This is a genomic window from Acuticoccus kandeliae (genome assembly GCF_003073115.1).
Genome location: NZ_QBBV01000004.1, coordinates 164,713 through 182,473, shown reverse-complemented (window position 1 = coordinate 182,473; position 17,761 = coordinate 164,713). Strand labels below are relative to the sequence as shown.

General features: G+C 60.4%; 12 protein-coding genes. 8 read left to right on the top strand and 4 right to left on the bottom strand.

Going from position 1 to position 17,761, the window contains the following annotated elements; genetic code table 11:
- The first annotated feature begins 183 nt into the window (after positions 1–183).
- From DBV35_RS24140 to DBV35_RS24120, 5 genes are all read left to right on the top strand, one after another.
- On the top strand, positions 184–1,740 hold the full coding sequence (locus tag DBV35_RS24140; protein WP_108662958.1) for a type I restriction-modification system subunit M: 1,557 nt from the start codon (positions 184–186) through the stop codon (positions 1,738–1,740).
- Positions 1,740–2,921, top strand: a complete 1,182-nt coding sequence (locus DBV35_RS24135) for a restriction endonuclease subunit S (protein WP_108662957.1) — start codon at positions 1,740–1,742, stop codon at positions 2,919–2,921. Before DBV35_RS24140 ends, DBV35_RS24135 begins: the two co-directional genes overlap by 1 nt.
- Entirely contained in the window at positions 2,918–3,919 is a 1,002-nt protein-coding gene (locus DBV35_RS24130; protein ID WP_108662956.1) for a DUF4268 domain-containing protein, read from the top strand. The genes DBV35_RS24135 and DBV35_RS24130 overlap by 4 nt, the downstream gene beginning before the upstream one ends.
- On the top strand, positions 3,916–7,110 hold the full coding sequence (locus tag DBV35_RS24125) for a type I restriction endonuclease subunit R (RefSeq protein ID WP_108662955.1): 3,195 nt from the start codon (positions 3,916–3,918) through the stop codon (positions 7,108–7,110). Before DBV35_RS24130 ends, DBV35_RS24125 begins: the two co-directional genes overlap by 4 nt.
- Before the next feature lie 172 nt (positions 7,111–7,282).
- The gene (locus tag DBV35_RS24120) at positions 7,283–7,912 is read left to right on the top strand and encodes a recombinase family protein (protein ID WP_108662954.1); all 630 of its coding nucleotides are present in this window, start codon (positions 7,283–7,285) and stop codon (positions 7,910–7,912) included.
- A gap of 882 nt (positions 7,913–8,794) precedes the next feature.
- On the opposite strand, the gene DBV35_RS24115 is transcribed toward DBV35_RS24120, so the two are convergent.
- From DBV35_RS24115 to DBV35_RS24105, 3 genes are all read right to left on the bottom strand, one after another.
- Complete coding sequence (locus DBV35_RS24115; RefSeq protein WP_108662953.1) at positions 8,795–9,919, bottom strand: calcium-binding protein; 1,125 nt, start codon at positions 9,917–9,919, stop codon at positions 8,795–8,797.
- 121 nt (positions 9,920–10,040) lie between these two features.
- A complete protein-coding gene (locus DBV35_RS24110; RefSeq protein ID WP_108662952.1) occupies positions 10,041–10,592 on the bottom strand; it encodes a hypothetical protein in 552 nt (183 codons plus the stop codon).
- A 375-nt stretch (positions 10,593–10,967) separates the two neighbouring features.
- On the bottom strand, positions 10,968–12,617 hold the full coding sequence (locus DBV35_RS24105) for a site-specific integrase (protein WP_157961948.1): 1,650 nt from the start codon (positions 12,615–12,617) through the stop codon (positions 10,968–10,970).
- Between the two features lie 380 nt (positions 12,618–12,997).
- Between DBV35_RS24105 and DBV35_RS24100 the strand changes: the two genes are divergently transcribed.
- Positions 12,998–14,563, top strand: coding sequence for a DUF992 domain-containing protein (locus tag DBV35_RS24100; RefSeq protein ID WP_108662950.1), 1,566 nt, complete (start codon positions 12,998–13,000; stop codon positions 14,561–14,563).
- Between the two features lie 20 nt (positions 14,564–14,583).
- On the opposite strand, the gene DBV35_RS24095 is transcribed toward DBV35_RS24100, so the two are convergent.
- Positions 14,584–15,570, bottom strand: coding sequence for a helix-turn-helix transcriptional regulator (locus DBV35_RS24095; RefSeq protein WP_108662949.1), 987 nt, complete (start codon positions 15,568–15,570; stop codon positions 14,584–14,586).
- Between the two features lie 317 nt (positions 15,571–15,887).
- On the opposite strand from DBV35_RS24095, the gene DBV35_RS30365 reads away from it, so the two are divergent.
- Positions 15,888–16,247, top strand: coding sequence for a hypothetical protein (locus DBV35_RS30365; protein ID WP_157961946.1), 360 nt, complete (start codon positions 15,888–15,890; stop codon positions 16,245–16,247).
- Positions 16,248–16,623: 376 nt separating this feature from the next.
- Positions 16,624–17,691, top strand: a complete 1,068-nt coding sequence (locus DBV35_RS24085; RefSeq protein ID WP_108662947.1) for a right-handed parallel beta-helix repeat-containing protein — start codon at positions 16,624–16,626, stop codon at positions 17,689–17,691.
- The last annotated feature ends 70 nt before the right edge of the window (positions 17,692–17,761 follow it).

Sequence of the window (17,761 nt, the reverse complement as noted above, 5' to 3'; positions counted from 1 at the left end):
CTCGATAAACGACGTGATTGTGGGGGCTATGGCGGATGGGTTCGAGGCAGTGAAACGGCCCCGGTCGGCAAATCGCCGAATTTTCTAGGACTTCGGCCTCTCGTTTACCCCTACCACAACCGCCCCTTCACCTGTCCGTGCGAGCGGTGCATTCTGGCACGAGAAGCGGACAGGGAGGGCGAATTGGTCACCGGGGATGTCGCGACGAGGCTGTGGGCTGCAGCCGATCAGCTTTGGGCCAACACGGGGTTGAAGCCCGCCGAGTTCTCCGGCCCCGTCCTCGGCTTGGTCTTCCTGCGCTACGCTGAGAAGAAGTTCGCGGACGTCGAGGCGGAGATCGGGCCGGTCGGGTCCGGCAACCGGCGCAAGATCGGCAAGGCCGACTACATGGCGAAGGGCGTCATCTTCCTTCGGCCGGAGGCGCGGTTCTCCCATCTCCAGAACCTCCCGGCCGGTGAGGACCTCGGCAAGGCGATCAACACCGCCATGGAGGCCATCGAGGAGGAGAACGAGGACCTCGCCGGGGCGTTGCCAACCAACTACACGCAGATCGAGAACCGCGTCCTCGACGAGCTGCTCCGCCTCCTCGCCCCGGTTGAGCTGTCGGGCGACGCCTTCGGCAAGGTGTATGAGTACTTCCTCGGCGAGTTCGCCCTCCGCGAGGGGCAGAAGGGCGGCGTCTTCTACACACCTGAGGCCATCGTCCGGCTGATCGTCGAGATCATGGAGCCGTTCCACGGGGAGATCTTCGACCCGGCGTGCGGCTCTGGCGGCATGTTCGTGCAGTCGGCCGAGTTCGTGCGGCGGCACAACGAGACGGCCAACGAGCGCCTCTCGATCTTCGGGGTCGAGAAGGACAACACCACCGTCAACCTCAACAAGATGAACCTCGCGGTTCACGGGCTGTCGGGCAACGTCGTCGTGGCGAACTCGTACTACGAGGACCCGCACCGGGCGGTGACGAAGAGCGGCGGGCGGTTCGACTTCGTGATGGCCAATCCGCCCTTCAACGTCTCCGGGGTGGACAAGGAGCGGCTGACGAAGGACCCGCGCTTCCCGTTCGGGATGCCGAAGCCCGACAACGCGAACTACCTCTGGATCCAGCAGTTCTACGCCGCGCTCAACGAGACCGGACGGGCGGGGTTCGTGATGGCGAACTCGGCCGGTGATGCGCGCGGGTCGGAATTGGAGATCCGCAAGAAGCTGATCGAGGACGGAGCGGTGGACGTGATCGTCTCGGTCGGCCCCAACTTCTTCTACACGGTGACGCTGCCCTGCACGCTGTGGTTCCTCGACCGCGGCAAGGCGGGGACGGCGCGGGGCGACGAGGTGCTGTTCATCGACGCGCGGGCGATCTTCCGCCAGATCGACCGGGCGCACCGCGACTTCACCCCGGCGCAGATCGAGTTCCTCGCCAACATCGTGCGGCAGTGGCGCGGCGAGGAGCCGGAGCTGGTCGCCGGAGCCGAGGCGCTGATGAAGGAGTTTGCACTGTGGGAGGGGTACGTTGACGTCCCCGGCCTCTGCAAGATCGCCTCGCGGGCGGAGATCGAGGCGCAGGGCTGGAGCCTCAATCCGGGCCGCTATGTCGGCGCGGCGAGCCGGGCGGACGAGGACGTGGACTTTGTGGAGCGGTTCGAGGCGCTGAACGAGGAGCTGGTGCAGCTGACGCTGGAGGCGCGGGGGCTGGAGGACGAGATCGCGGCGAACTCGGCCGCCGTCTTAGGAGGCGCGCGATAATGTTCGCCCAGTGGCACGAACGCACGCTGAATGAGCTCGTCACGCTGCAACGTGGCTTCGACATCACGAAGGCGGAGCAGCGAGATGGGCCGTACCCGGTCATCTCCTCCTCTGGCGTCAAAAGCACACACGCCGAATACAAAGTCGAGGGTCCCGGTGTCATCATCGGCCGTAAGGGCAGTCTCGGAACAGTCTTCTATTCAGCAACCCCTTTTTGGCCACACGATACGACTTTGTGGGTTAAGGCGTTCCATGGGAACGATCCCCGCTTCTGCTTCTATTTTCTGAAGACAATGGGGTTCGAGCAATACGACGTAGGTGCGTCGAACCCGACGCTGAACCGCAACCACGTGCATGGATTGCCGGTGCGCATCCCCCCGCTCGACGTGCAGCGGCGGATTGCGGGGATCCTGTCGGCCTATGATGACCTGATCGAGAACAACACGCGGCGGATCGCGATCCTGGAGGAGATGGCCCGCCGGCTCTACGAGGAGTGGTTCGTCCACTTCCGCTTCCCCGGCCACGAGAGCACCCCCATCCTCGACACCCGCAACGGCCCTCTGCCGGAGGGGTGGGAGCGCTGTAAGGTCTCAGAAGCCGCCGAGTACGTGAACCGCGGCATTGCGCCGAAGTACGCCGAAAATGGGCCGTCACTCGTCATCAATCAGAAGTGCATCCGGGATCAAAGATTGAGCCTCGGGCCTGCGCGGCGGCAGCAGCGCGCGATTCCCGACGCGAAGCAGGTCTGCCTGGGAGACGTGCTGATCAACTCAACCGGCGTTGGGACGCTCGGGCGTGTTGCGCAGGTCTGGGAGGAGCTGCCGGAGACGACCGTTGACACCCACGTTACCATTGTCCGGCCGCGTGCCGACGTGGATCACTGGTACTTCGGCGCTGCGCTGCTGGCTCTACAGCCATTCTTCGAGGACGCGGGTGTCGGCTCGACCGGGCAGACCGAATTGTCGCGCACTCGGATTGGCGAGGTGGACATCGTCGTGCCACAGCGGAATATTCAGATGACGTTCGCGGCGAACGTCGAGCGAAACCGCCTCGCGTGCATAAATCTCGCCAAGCAGAACGCCAACCTCCGCGCTCAGCGCGACCTCCTCCTCCCCAAGCTCATCTCCGGAGAGATCGACGTTGCCGCCACGGAAGAGGCGCTCCCGGTCGCCGCCGAATGACGGTTCTGTCGCGCATCACCTCCGTGCCGCCGCGCGAGATCTGGCGCCATGAGGCGTTGGAGTTCACCCCTTGGCTCGCTCAACCGGACAACATCGCCCTCCTAGCCGAAGCGCTGAGCCTCGACGAAGTGGAGGTCGAGGCGATGGAGCGCGATGTCGGCCGCTTCTCCGCCGATATCGTTGCCCGCGACACGAGCGGCATGCTCGTCCTCATCGAGAACCAGCTGGAGGCGACCGACCACCGCCACCTCGGCCAGGTGATCACCTACCTTGCCGGCCTTCAGAGCGACGCCCTTGTCGTCTGGATCGCGACACACTTCCACGAGGAGCACCGCGCCGCCATCGACTGGCTCAACGCCAACACCAACGACCGCTTCAACTTCGTTGGCATCGAGATCGAGGTCCTCAGGATCGGCGACAGCCCTCCTGCCCCACGCTTCTCACTCGTCGCGAAACCCAATGACTGGACGCGCAGCGTAGGCGCCCTCTCCCGAGCCGCCACGGCCGGTGAGCTTGCGGAGCGCCACAAAGTCCGCATCGGCTACTGGACCTCATTTGCTGACTACGTGAAGGACGCCGGTGGACGTTTCAGAGTCCGACCGAACACCAAAACGATGTGGCATACCTTTGCTATTGGTCGGAGCGGCGTCGTCATCAGCGCGACGGTCAGCACGGACAAGCGGCGCATCGGGGTTGAGCTCTATCTGCGCAATGACGCCAACAAGACCGGGATACGCGCGCTTGAGGCCGAAAGAACCGCAATAGAGGCCGAGTTCGGCGAACCGCTCGAATGGCAGGAGCTGCCCGGAAAGCGCGCCAGCCGGGTCGTGGTCTACCGACACGACGTCGATCCCTCCAACGTCGCGACTTACCCCGACCTCCATGCCTGGATGCTTGATCGCATCACTCGCATGCGCAGAGTCTTCGGAGAACGCGTGAAGCGTCTAGACCTCTCCGTTGAGATCGACGACGAAGAAGTCGAACCGGAGGACACGTGACAGGCAGTGGCTTCCCGGAACCCGGTCCGTCCACCTACGGTGGCTTCAACGAGGACTCGGTGGTCGAACTTCCCGCGCTTGAACTCCTTGGCGCGCTCGGATGGGAGACCGGCGACTTCAGCGCGGAGCAGTACGGAACACCCGGGATAACGGGGCGGAAGTCATGCAAGCAGGTTCATATCCCCCGGCGCCTTGAAGCAGCCATCCGTCGACTGAACCCGGACCTTCCGGACGCGGCCATCGTCGAGGTAATCGACAAACTCACCGAGCCGCGCACAAAGCACATCCCCGTCAGCGCCAATCAGGACGTCTACAACCTTCTAAAGGACGGCGTGAAAGTTGACGTCCGCGAAGCGACCGGTCGACTGCGAACCGTCGCAGCCCGTGTGATCGACTGGCAGAATCCGGACCAGAACGACTTCTTCGCGGCGCGCCAATTCACAGTTGAAGGGGAGTTGTACAAGCGCCGCTGCGATGTCGTTGCCTTCGTCAACGGCCTGCCGTTGGTCGTCTTCGAATTCAAACGGCCGTCCCAGACGCTACGGTCTGCCCTAGACGACAACATCCGCGACTACCGTGGGGCTATACCGCAGCTCTTCCCCTTCAACGCCTTCGTCGTCCTCTCGAATGACTCGGAGGCGAAGATCGGCAGCTTCACCGCCGAATGGGAGCACTACGCACACTGGAAGCGTGCGACAGACGAAGCCGAGACGGGCTCGATCCGGCAGGAAACGTTGATCCGGGGCACCTGCGAACCGTCCCGGCTACTCGACATCGTTGAGAATTTCACCGTGTTCGAGAAAGCCCGCGGCGGCCTCGTGAAGAAGGTTGGCAAGAACCACCAGGTTCTCGGCGTCAACAAGGCCATCGCATCGCTCGCGGACGTCCAGCAGCGCCCTGAGGGAGAGGCTGGCCGCCTGGGTGTCTTTTGGCATACGCAGGGTAGCGGCAAGTCGCTCTCGATGGTGTTCTTCTGCCAGAAGATCCTGAGGAAAGTGCCGGGCAACTGGACGTTCGTGATCGTCACCGACCGGCAGGAGCTGGACGAGCAGATCTACCGCACCTTCGCCGCAGTGGATGCGGTGAGCGACAACCGCACGGTCGCCACCAGCGGTGCACATCTCCGCGAGCTCCTTCAACGGAACGACCGCTACGTCTTCACCCTGATCCACAAGTTCAACACGGAAAAGGGCGAGGCGTACCCCAAGCTTTCCGACCGCAGGGACGTGATCGTGCTGACTGATGAGGCTCACCGGAGCCAATATGACACGCTGGCGCTCAACATGCGCAACGCCCTGCCCCAGGCCGCTTTCATCGGTTTCACGGGCACACCACTGATCGCCGGCGAGGAGCGCACCAAGGAGGTGTTCGGCGACTACGTGTCCATCTACGACTTCGGCCGCTCAATCCAGGACGGCGCGACTGTCCCGCTCTATTATGAGAACCGGATCCCCGAACTCCAATTGACGAACGACGATTTCGCCGAGGAGTTGGCCGAGATCGTCGAAGACGCTGGTCTCGACGAGGCACAGGAGGAGAAGCTCCAGCGCCAATTTGCCAGGCAGTACCACCTCGTCGTCCGCCCCGAGCGACTCGATGCCATTGCCGAAGATCTCGTGCGGCATTTCATGGGTCGCGGATTCCGGGGCAAGGCGATGTTCGTCGCCATCGACAAGCCGACCACCGTCGCAATGTATGACCGCGTCCGCACAAAGTGGGATGCCGAGATCCGTCGCCGCAAAGACGAACTCGAAGCGCTTGAGGACGACGAGCTAAAGTCGGCCGAGGCCCAGCTGGCGGACATGAAGCGGCTCGACATGGCGGTTGTCGTATCCGAAGAGCAGAACGAGGGCGAGAAGCTCGCCGCAAAGGGGCTCAACATCACGCCTCACCGAAAGCGGATGAAGGCCGAGAAGATCGACGAGAGGTTCAAGAACCCGGAGGATCCACTTCGGCTGGTGTTCGTCTGCGCGATGTGGATCACCGGGTTCGATGTGCCTAGCTGTTCGACGATCTATCTCGACAAGCCGCTGAAGAACCACACTTTGATGCAGACGATCGCTCGGGCAAATCGAGTCTACCCGGGCAAGGCTGCCGGCCTAATCGTCGACTATTTTGGGGTGTTCCGCAGCCTGCAAGATGCATTGGCTATATATGGAGGTGGTACAGGAGGGTCGGCTCCTATTGAGGACAAATCCGAGCTTGTGGAGCACCTGAAGCGCTGCGTCGCCGAAGCAAAGGCGTTCTGCTCGAAACATGAGATCGACATTGAGACCATTGCGACGATGCCGTCTTGGCCAGAAAAGAGCATCAAAGTCGATGACGCTGTTGAGATCCTTCTTGAGACTCCGGAGATCAAGAAGGAGTTTCTGACCGCCGCTAGCGTGGTGGGCCGGCTCTTCAAAGCGGTGCTGCCCGACCCTGCAGCCAACTATGTGGCGCACGACGCCATCATCATTGCAGAGATCGCAAAACGGATCCGCGCACGGATTGATCCGGTAGACATCTCCGGCGTCATGGAAGACGTGGAGGCACTCCTTGATCGATCCATTGCGCCGGAACCTTACTTGCTCCCACCTGACGAGGAACCTGAACCGTTCGACCTCAACCAGATCGACTTCGACAAGCTGAAGAAGGAGTTCGAGAACGGCCGCAAGCGAACGCAGGCAGAGCGTCTTCGCGCCCTCCTCGACCTGAAGCTCGATTCGATGGTCAAGCGCAACCCTGCCCGGAAGGAGTTGCTGGAACGCTTTCAGGCGCTGATCGCTCGCTACAACGAAGGAAGCGTCAACATCGAGGCATTCTTCGCCGAGCTGCTCAGGTTCACCGCCTCGTTGGACGACGAGCAGCAACGCGCATCCCGGGAGGGCCTCTCGGAGGACGAGCTCGCGGTCTTCGATATTCTGACGCGCCCAGGCCCGAGCCTGTCCGACGCGGACACTCGGCAAGTGAAGCTCGTGGCGAGAGATCTCCTGAGGTCGCTTTTAGGCGACAAGCTCGTTCCCAACTGGCGACTAAAGCCACAAGCACGAGGACAGGTGGAAGTCGCGATCAAGCAGGTCTTCGATGACGGCCTCCCTGACGTCTACGATGAGGCGCTCTTTGAAGAGAAGGTCGCATCGGCGTTCCACCATGTTTTCGAGCGCTACGATGGGTTCCGCACGAACGCCGATCTGCCATCCTCCGCCTAGTGTGCCCCGAACTGTGGGGTGGGTGTCGAGAACCGGCGAGCGATGTCAAAAATCCCGGTCCAATTTGGGTATGCCCTTCGGAGACCAGGCCCTGGCCATCCTCAATATAGATACTTGACCATCCAAACCAGACCGACTATTTCCTTACCATCCAAAATGAACCAGGTGGCACATGTCGGTAAGGGGATACCTCAGAGCATCGACCGAAGATCAGAATGCCGAACGGGCGCGAGCCGATCTCATCGCATTCGCCGCCGAGCATGAGGTCGACATCGTCGCCTGGTATGTCGAGAGCGCATCTGGAGCGACCCTAGCCCGTCCTGAGCTGTTCCGCCTCCTCAGTGACGCGCGCCCTGGCGATGTTCTATTAGTAGAACAAGTCGATCGCCTTTCGCGTTTGACGACGGACGATTGGCAGAAGCTTCGAACAGAGATCGATGCTCGGCAGCTCCGGGTGGTTGCTCTTGACCTTCCGACGAGCTGGACGCAGCTCAGCCTCCGTGCAGATGACTTCACGGGCCGAATTTTTGCCGCGGTCAACAGCATGATGTTCGATGTCTTGGCAGCTGTGGCGCGGAAGGACTACGAAGACCGGCGTCGGCGACAGGCGCAGGGCCAAGCGAAGGCGAAGTCGGAGGGCCGCTACAAAGGTCGGCCAGAGGATGCCAACCGAAACGCGTCGATCGCGAAGATGCTCAAGAAAGGCATGAGCTGGACGGAAATCCAGGACGGCGCCCGATGCTCCCGAGCTACCGTCGCAAAGATTGCGAAACGCCTCCGAGAGGCTGAAATCGTTGGTTAAGGGGTAGATTCCGTAGGTTGTTTGGCATGAACACCATGCCGGACTTCAATTCGCCCGTCAGTGTGCCGCAGGTTCGCGTCACTCAATCGGTGAGGAAGGGCATCACAATGATGCGCCTGATCCGCCGGCTGCGCCCCCCCGACCCGCTGCACCCGCAAAATCCATCTTCTACTCCGATTTGGCCGCTCGCCCGGATTGCACCCGAAATCTCCGGCACGCGGGCACTCCAGGTTCGTCTCAAGCTTCGACGGGGCTCAGTCGAGAGGTGACGCCGCCTATCTCGTCGCCAGTTTGTCCGTTCTAGGGTCGTTCTTGTTTTTGCTTCAATGCGCCACCGGTGGCTTTCGCCAAATCCAGGTTGAGCAACGCTGTCGAGCCGCTTGTAGCGACCACCCGCCCGAAGGTGCCGCCTAGCGACTGTCTGATCGCCCACTCGCACATCCGGTGACAAAGCCGCTGGACACATCGCTCTTCGTCACAACGAAATCGGCGGTTTCCACCCATCGGATGAGCAATTGTCCGTGCGGACAGCAACTGAGGGGCTGCCGCTCTACTGACCCAACCCACCGTATTTAGTCGCGTTGGTGCAGAGCGCATAGAACACGAGGACGAGCGGCGTGATCGCCGCACTACAGACAGGGATGTCGTCACCTTCGAGTGCGGAGAAAGGCGACTACGGCATCGAGCTCGGCGTCGGTCAGCCAAGTGCTGCGTGCATTTGGCCGGCGGATCGGGACTGAGCCGTCGAGAAAGGGAATGGGGCCTCGGTACCAATGGAGCACTTCGCAATCAGAATGAGGCCGTTGTAAGCGGGGCTGGCAATAGCCAGGCCCCGCGTCTATATTCGGTTGCTTGTTGCGTTTGATTGTTAAGAAGTGATTTTCAAAAATCAAACATACCTTCATGAATATCGGCGAGCCCGACGCCTTTAACGAGAACCAGGTAGCGGTCATAGTAGTCAAGAATATATGTACCTCCTGGACCTCTCTCAAAATTAAGTCGATCAAATCCTTCAATTTTAGTACCATCAAACGAAATGGTATCTTGAGGATGAGAAAAATCTTGGATCACGTCAACTTCGGTTTTATAACGTGTGCCGTCTCCATTGTTGTATTGGAACGTATCTTTGCCGCCGCCTCCGATAAGAGTGTCCTCATCGTTGCGGCCGAAATACAATAGATCGGCCCCCTTTCCACCCAACAACTTGTCAGCGAAGTCACCGTGGCCAATGATCGTATCATTACCACTGCCACCTTTTAGGTTTCCGGATACAGTAGTAATGACGTCATTGCCCGCACCGGCATTGACAATATTTCTTCCGTTTCCACCGGCATAGAAAGAATTTCCGGGGTAATCGGTACCAGCGACAGTGTCGTTCCCTGATCCAAGTGTTATTTTGTCGTCACCGCGGCCCACATAAACAATGTCGTTGCCGTTCCCCCCATTGATGATGTCGTCCCCATTGTCACCCCAGATTGTATCATTTCCATCGCCGCCAGCGAGAGTGTCTCGATTCTCTGTACGGAAGTCGTCCGCAAGGCCTGCTGCGATTAGATCAGCGCCGACACCGCCAAGTATGTTGTCGTTTCCGGAGCCGCCATACAAGATATTGTCACCTGACGGATCCGAAATCCGGTCCTCTCCCCCGTTTCCGTAGATATAGTCATCTCCCGGCCCACCATCGAGAACATCGTTGTTTAGATCTCCGTCAAGGTGGTCGTGTCCTGGACCTCCACTTAAAGTATCACGTCCATATCGGCTAAATTCGCCACCATCGTCACCATAAAGTGTGTCATTCCCTTTCCCTCCATCTAAAATGTCGTCATCTTCGTCCCCGAATGCCTTGTCATATCCGTTTCCAAGTTTTAGCCGATCATTACCTTCGCGACCGTAGACCGTGTCGTCGCCACCGCCCGCGTTTATCCAGTCACCGCGAGCCGTTCCTCCGATGTTATCGCTGTCACGACCAAATACAAACCAGCGACCCTTACGAACGTAATCCGCCATTATTCAAAATTCCTAAGTTATACTGGTGTGATCTTGCTCACCCGGTGAAGCCACCAAACTGAGGCTAACAAGGTTATCGGATCGTGGCAATTGTGTGTTCTGTTTTAATGCAAAGCGACGCTCACGGTTCACTTCGTCCCAGAGGGGCGGCGAGCCTTGTCGCGACGGTTACCCAGTCTTCGTCCCCAGTGGCCACGGAGTAATCCATGAAGACGTCCTCGGGATCGCGGGCCAGGGACTTATCGTTGACCATCAACACGGTGAGATCATCGCCACGCCCCATATAGAGATCGCCTTCGATGTGGCCGGAGCCGACATATTTGCCGTCGCCGAGCTCGATGGAACCGGTGACGTATCCATCATTCCGAAGTGTAGCGCCCTCGATGGAACTGACGGACATCCCGATGAAGTCATTGTTCATGTCGATGCGACCGAACTTTGTAACTTTTATAAAAACATCACCAAACACACTAATCCCGTAGTAGGAATCATTGAGATCAACGGTTCCGCCGACGATGAATTTATGGCGTTCGGAGGTCTCTTCCTCGCCGACTACAAGGCTATATAACTCGGCAAATCGGTCACTCTCGATAGAAAGGATCTGGTCCTTTGGGACGATGACATCCTCATTGAAGAACAAGGGCGCATCGAAGGTCCCTTTTACGCGTGCCATGAAACTGGCCTCCTAGCTCACTCCAGGACCAACCAAAACGGTTTGATCCAATGCGAACCGTAGGGAGCAAGATGGGGTATGGCGAGGGCTGAGGCGACGAGGACGACCATTGAAGCGGCGGCCGGCGATCACTCAGTTGGACCAAATGCCCTTTCCACGCGGGATTGTGGGGCCCCCAAAAATGTGGAGCCCAAAACTGGAACGATGACCGCGCGACACCCGCAGATCTTCTAGGACTTTGGCCCCAATGAGTTTCAGGGGTATCGCCAGAACCGCTACGAAGTTTGCTACGAAATCCGCTACGGTATCAGATGTAATACGTTGTTTTTATCGATCTTTTCAAAACTGGTGTCCCCGGCAGGAGGCGAAGCCGTCCTACCGTGGGACCGTAGCTTCGACTTTGAAGATTGAGAGAAGATCGAAGTCATATGTTAGAGCCTCGATCATTGCCGCCTTCCTTTCGACAACATGAGCTTTGTCGTTCCCATATCGCCCTGTCATGCTCGCCTTGTGGCCAAGGAGGACGTCGAACTCGTTGTCTGCGTATCCTGCAGTCCGCATCCCATCCGCGAATGTGTGACGCAGGCTGTGAAAGTCCAATTTGGGCGCTTCGTCCTGACCCTTGAGCCCAAGTCGCCTGAGCAGGCGTCCAAAGTCACGAGAGACATCAGCTGCCCATTGACCTCGCTGATTTCGAGCAACGTCTGGAAAGACGCGACCAGCCTTTTGCCTTCCTACGTAGTCTATAAAACCGATATCGATCAGCGCGCGATGAACGGGGACGATTCTTGCCGAATTCGCGTTCTTAAGTGACTTTTCGCCATCTCCGAGATCTGTGAAGTGGAAACAAATGTGACCGTGGAATGCTCGCACGTCTATCGTGTTCAATTGAGCGAGTTCTCCTAGCCGCGCGCCGCTGTAGAGCGACAGGATCGGTAACCAGAAGCGATGGCCGCGCTCGGCGGCAAACCACGGGTCGGCGAACAAGGCGACTAATTCGGCGGCGTCGAAGCTCCGCACCTTCCGCATGTTCTCCTTCAAGCGCGGAAGCCCCGTGCATGGGTTGGAGCTGTCCCGAAAGCCCTCGGCGATGCACCAGTCGAGAAATACCGAGACCGCGGACAGCTGCTTGTTCACAGTGCGGCGCGAGAGAACGGGCTTCCTGAGCGTGCCATTCGCCTCAATGACGGCCCGAATCGGCATGTCCTTGAAACTAGACATCTGAGCGGCCCGGACGGGGTAGCACACGAGCAGTTTGCGCCACTCACGAATGTGATCCCTCGTGACTGCCGCTGGATCGAGATCGCCGGCATACTCTACGAACAGTCCAATCGCGTAACGGTCGGTGTTGATCTTGTCCGGCTTCACGCCGCCGGGGTTGGTCTCGGCGTAGGTCTCGAACAACGCGGACATCCGCGATTTTGCCGGCGGTTCCGGCTTGCGCAGAACCATGGGGTCCATCGCAGACAGCGTAAAGTTGCCGTTGTCCCTCGCGATCAAGATCTTGACGGCGTCAATCTGCGCTCGCTGGCAGAGGTAAGCGAGATACCGGTAGTCCTCGCTGTCCTTTACGATTGCGAGCGCGTCGCGCGTCGCGACGTGCTCGACCCACCAGCTGATGTGATGGAAGTGTCCCTTCGATAGGTCGCTTTGCATCGCGGCGAGGTAGGACGGTCGCACTCCGGCGGTGAGATCGGCATTGCCGGTTTCCGTCGAATAGCGCCGCATCTTGTCGTCTTCAGCCAGCGTGTAGTCGAACAGCTCCCGTGCCAGTCCTTCTAGGTGCTCGTCCGAGATCTGCCGGACGTGCCGCCTCGCATCCTTGGTCATGCGGGCGCGGGCGAACTCCCCTTCGATCTCGGCGCGAATGATGATGGCCCGCCGCCGAGCTTCGGCGCGGTCGGCCGTCTTGGTGGAACGCCAGATCTGAGAGCGCTTCAGGACGGGGACAAGGTCGGTCGGCACGGCAGCAATCACATAGAGCTTGTCGCTGCCGCGCCTGGTCAAAAGCCCGTCGTTCGCCATGGCTGGGAATCCAGTTAGCCCATTTTCGTTAGCAGGATTCATTAGCAGTTTTCATAGCAGGCGCAAGAAATCCGCCTAAGCCGTGGCGATTTTTCATCTGCGGTCGGGTCCAGCCGCCCCAGCCATCGCCCGACCCTCCGGCGCGCCCCATCACCAGGATATTTTCGAGCCCCCGGCGCTTGCCTGCTTCGGCGGCAGGCCAGTTCGCGCGCATCGGTGCCGCGCTTTCGGCTGATCGGGTTGCGTCGCCCGGCCCACTTGGCGGGTGCAATCGATTTGCTTGGCTCTATTGCCGCCCCTATGATCATTCTCAGAGATACCAAGACATCGAACGACAATAATGTTCAAGCAATGGAGGGCGTCCTGTGATCCGATCCATCATGGGGGCGGCGGTCGGCGCCGTGTTGTTGGGTTCATCGGCCATCGCGGCTGAGATGTACCACGCGGGGACGCTGCAATGCACGGCCGATGGGCACGAAGCATTTTATCTGCCGGTTTCGTCTCTCGATTGTCGATATACTAAACTTGACGGCGGTGCCGAGCTTTACAGGGTGTCCGTCCAGGAGTTCGTCAACGACAGGCACGGCCACACCGGCCGCGGCGGGATGGCGTGGCGCGTGCTCGACGCGACGCGCGCCCATCCGCCCGGCGTGCTCGCGGGCGCGTTCACCAGTCACGAGGTTCGCGTCGGCGGGGCCGATCCGCAGCGCGTGCTGATGCGCGGTCCGAACACCACCCTCATACTTGCGCCGGACGGCGGGATGGAGGCGAACCTCGCCCATGCGGTCGAAGGGCTGGAGCTCGCCGCGGGCGGCCCGGCTCCTGGGCCGGTCGCGCAGGGTGTGATCACGAACGACTTCGCCGACGGGCTCGCCGGTGGGCCCGACGTGTGGCACGTCGTCGGCGTGCAGGCCGGCCATCATCTCAACCTGCACGCCCGGCCGTCCGTCGATTCGGCGATCATCCACCGGGTTGGGCCGGACGCGACGCTCGCCAATCGGGGCTGCCGTATGGTGGGGCCCGATCGCTGGTGCCTCGTCGCCGACAGGGCGGGGGGCGCCGCCGCGGGGGAGGCATGGGTCGCCGGGGCCTATCTCGCCGAAGGCGCCGCGCCGCCCGTGCGCCACCAGCAGGCGGCCGCGCCGGCTGCCCGGACCGCCGCGCCCCAGGCGACGGCACCAGCGCATAGGACGACCGCGCCCGCGCCTCAGGCCACAGCACCCGCCGTGCAGGCGCAGGCGCCGAGCGCGCAAGGGGCGGAGGGGACGAGCCGCCAGCGCGTCGCGTTCGACGCCGGCACCACGGGCACGTCGATCGAGGGCAAGATCTCCGGCCATGGCGGCATCGACTATGTCGTGAACGCGAAGGCGGGGCAGGTGCTCGCGGTCTCGATGGACGCGGCCGGCGTCGGCTACTTCAACATCCTGCCGCCGGGCGTCGACGGCGCCGCCGTCTTCATCGGCAGCCGTGACGGGGATGCGTTCGAGGAGACGCTCGACGAGGGCGGCGACTGGATCATCCGCACCTATCTCATGGGCGGCGACCGCGACGAGGGCCGCACCGTCCCCTTCCGGCTGAAGATCGCGGTCGTCGACGGCGCCGCGAGCTCCCCGGCGGCGCCCGCGGCGAGAGAGGGCGACGCGCTGGTGCCCGGAACCGAATACCACGCGACCGGCACCGTGAAGTGCACCGTCGGCGGCTCCACTGAGCAGGACTGCGCCTTCGGCGTGACGCGCGGCGCGAAGAACGGCGACGGCGACGTCCACATCACGCAGCCGAACGGGGCCATGCGCGTGATCTTCTTCGAGGATGGTGAGGCGGTCGGCGCCGATGCGTCCGAGGCGGACGGCGGCGCGTTCTCCGTCGTGCGCGAAGAGGACATCAGCATCGTCACGGTCGGAGACGAGACCTACGAGATCGTCGACGCCATCATCTTCGGCGGGTAAGGCGCTCTAAGCGCCGCGGATCAGCCGATCCTGGTGCGGCCAATCGTGCGGGAAGGGCTCTCATCGTAGCGCCGCCGATACTCTGCGGAGAAGCGGCCGAGATGGGAGAAGCCAACACGGTAGGCCGCGTCGGTGACCGTGCCGATCTCGGCCATGTCGACCAGAAGGCGGCGGGCCTTCTGAAACCGAATCTCCGTCAGCACCTGATGCGGCGTTTGCGTCCAGACGTCACGAAACGAGGCTTCCAGCGTGCGCGTGCTAGTGCCGCAGGCGAGCGCCACATCGGCGATGGTTGCGATGTCGGCATATGCGCCGTGCATATAGTCGAGCGCGTTGCGGACGTGCCTCCGGGCGGCTCCGCGATCGGTTGCGGGGGGGAGCCGCACCACCCCCACCGCATCGAGGGACGCAATCATCGCGTCCATCAGAAGCGTCGCCCAGGAGGCCTGAGCATCTCGCCGTAAGAGGCGAGGGTCGCCCACCGAGACGCGCTCATAGAGTGCGTTGGCGATGGATATGAGGTTCTCGGCGTGAGGCGAGCGCGAGCCGGAAAGGCTCAATGCGAATGTCTCGAGGCCTGCGAGGTCGCGAGTGCGGGTCGCGAGGCGGTCGGCTGTCTCGAGCAATTCAGACGTCGGGATGACGATGGGGACGCCGATGAAGCGCCCCGTGTCGGCGGGCTCGACGCGGGTCTGTCGACGGTTCGCCGAGAAGAGGAGTGCCTCACCGGTGCCCGCCGTGTGAGTCGCGCCGTTCTGTTCGCCCGACAAGATGCGGCCGCGGCGTGGCACGATGAGCGTGGAGCCCATCGGCTCGGTCACGGCTGTGTCGTGTCCGGAGGAGAGGACCTGGCCAACCGCGATCGTCCCGACGAAGAAGCGGCCGACGTCAATCTGCGCTTTAGAATTCCTCAAAGGTGTGACGTCGCTCGGGACGGTGAACAGCCTGCTCTGCCGATGCGGCCGATGGCCTGCTTCGATCATCAGGATGCGATTGAAGTGGCCCATGTCTTGGTGTCGCGTTCTTGCAGAAGATCGGAAAATAGGGCGATCGGCCCGGATGTCGCGGCCCAGGACGGGCGTCTCTCGCGCTTTCTCTGCGGATGATCATTGTATCGAAATGTGTCGACCTCGTGCCGAGGCGAGGCGAAAATTTCTTCGCACCTTCGGAAATTGGATAGACCCAAACGGATCCGTCGGCCTACGTCTCCTTAAAGCGATTCCAGAAGTTCGTGCCAGGCGGTTGATATTCACAGTCAACCTTGGTGGGCGATCTTCGGTAGAAGCGGCCGCACTTTGCGGGATAAGGGAGCGTAAGACACACGATGCGTGGTTTGATCAAAGCTTCGGCGATGGTTCTTTCACTTGGGTTGCTTTCAGTGTCTCAGGTTTCGTCGGCAGCCGCGGCGAATGCGGACCCGGATTACATGATCGATAAGTGCCGCGAGCATGCGGCGCACCGTCTTCACGTTGATGCAGGCATTGTAAACGTGAAATATGAGGGCCAGCGCACGGATGGCACCCATGCCGTGAATGGCGACGCGGAGACGAACCCGGTCGTCACCTTCCAGTGCAATTTCGGTCCCGCCGGACGCCACATCACCGAGCTGGTCGTGAACGAGGCGCAGACCTGCCCGGTCGATGTCACTGAAGCCGACCGGTACAAATATCCTGCCTGCCGGTAGCGCAGTTCGAGGCGCCGACTCGTTCGGCGTCCTCGTTCAGCAAGCCTCGACGGATGTCGCGTTCTCGACGTCGCAATCCGAGGTCATTCAGGCGATCTCGCCCCCTTAAGTCGCTCGGGCCTCCACTTCGCCGCTTGGTTCCAACGTCTGGAACGGTGGGGCTCGTGCGGCGTTGGTGTCATGGGGATCGCCGCGGGGTGAAGGACTAGGCGACACCCATTGTGCTCCGCACAAAAGCCTTCGGTGGCATCGTAAATCCAAAGCATCTCAGTCTAGAATTCACGTATTTTCAAATTTGACTTGTGTCAAATTGGGATAGTGTGCCAGTAAATAGCCAGCGCTAGTTCCGTAGGCGCAAGTCAAACGAGGCAGAATTATGGCTATTTTCGTCGTCGATACATCCGCTGACACGACTGATGATGACGGATTATTCTCGTTGCGTGAAGCTATCGAAGCATCCAACGCAACGCCCGGATCTGATCTGATCAAGTTCGATGCTTCGCTCGCCGGAACGCCGATCGTGCTGTCGTCCGATCTTCCTGCGATCGAGAGCTCGGTGCGTATTGTCGGCGATAACGGCATCACGATCGACGGTGCTCGCGAGCACAACATCTTCAATATCTCCGGGGAAGACGATCTAAGGGTCGTGATCAAAGATCTGATCCTTATTGATCCCATGCCGCATGCAGTGTGGATTCAGAGCGAAGACAACAGTGTCTCGTTGGTAAATCTTAGTCTGAAGGTGCGCGACGACGATGCCATCAAAGTCGATGGTGACGATACTGACCTGACCATCAGAAGGTCGGTCGTCAATCTAACTGAAGGCGCTTTCGACGACGTCGATGGTATTGATTCAAATGGTGAAAATGTTCACCTGAAGATCACGGGTTCGACTTTTGTGGGCAACCCGGACCTTGATGACAGCGATGGCATTGAGTTGGACGGTGATGGCTCCAGCGTCATCATCTGGAACTCGACGTTCGAGAATATGCCTTATGGCGTAACTGTCGACGAATCCATTGGATCCGACGTTAGAATCTATGGATCATCATTTGAAAGCACTAGTATAGACGGCACTGGTATTAGTTATATTGGTGTAGATGATGGCGGTGACGATTTTTACCTGCTAGTTGCACGAAGCTATTTCGGTGGGAATGGAGAAGACGGCATTTCTTTCGGCGAGGGTGCCGGCGTGGACGGCGGAAGCTTTGTCGTGAGGAATTCGGTCTTCGACGGAAACGGGGACGGTATCGATCTGGATGAATTGACCGCAAATGTCGATGGCCTGATCTGGCGCTCTGAATTCCTGGATCAAGAGGACGATGCGATTGAGCAGGGCTCCACGTCGAGCGAAGTGAGCGTGTACGCGAGCTTGTTTGCCGGAAACGATACGAACTTCGATGGCGCCGGGCCGATCTTCGAAGCCAACAACATCTTTGTCTAATATACGGTGAGCGTTGGGCGGGTTCACGAGCCCGCCCTTCGTCGGTGCCCGCGTGGTACCGAGATCATCC

Coding starts and splice junctions, on each gene's coding strand:
- DBV35_RS24110 (WP_108662952.1), bottom strand. CDS start 10,592: ATGGCACGCGTAAAAGGGACCTTCGATGCGCCCTTGTTCTTCAATGAG.
- DBV35_RS24100 (WP_108662950.1), top strand. CDS start 12,998: ATGGGGGCGGCGGTCGGCGCCGTGTTGTTGGGTTCATCGGCCATCGCG.
- DBV35_RS24135 (WP_108662957.1), top strand. CDS start 1,740: ATGTTCGCCCAGTGGCACGAACGCACGCTGAATGAGCTCGTCACGCTG.
- DBV35_RS24130 (WP_108662956.1), top strand. CDS start 2,918: ATGACGGTTCTGTCGCGCATCACCTCCGTGCCGCCGCGCGAGATCTGG.
- DBV35_RS30365 (WP_157961946.1), top strand. CDS start 15,888: ATGCGTGGTTTGATCAAAGCTTCGGCGATGGTTCTTTCACTTGGGTTG.
- DBV35_RS24095 (WP_108662949.1), bottom strand. CDS start 15,570: ATGGGCCACTTCAATCGCATCCTGATGATCGAAGCAGGCCATCGGCCG.
- DBV35_RS24115 (WP_108662953.1), bottom strand. CDS start 9,919: ATGGCGGATTACGTTCGTAAGGGTCGCTGGTTTGTATTTGGTCGTGAC.
- DBV35_RS24105 (WP_157961948.1), bottom strand. CDS start 12,617: ATGGCGAACGACGGGCTTTTGACCAGGCGCGGCAGCGACAAGCTCTAT.
- DBV35_RS24085 (WP_108662947.1), top strand. CDS start 16,624: ATGGCTATTTTCGTCGTCGATACATCCGCTGACACGACTGATGATGAC.
- DBV35_RS24120 (WP_108662954.1), top strand. CDS start 7,283: ATGTCGGTAAGGGGATACCTCAGAGCATCGACCGAAGATCAGAATGCC.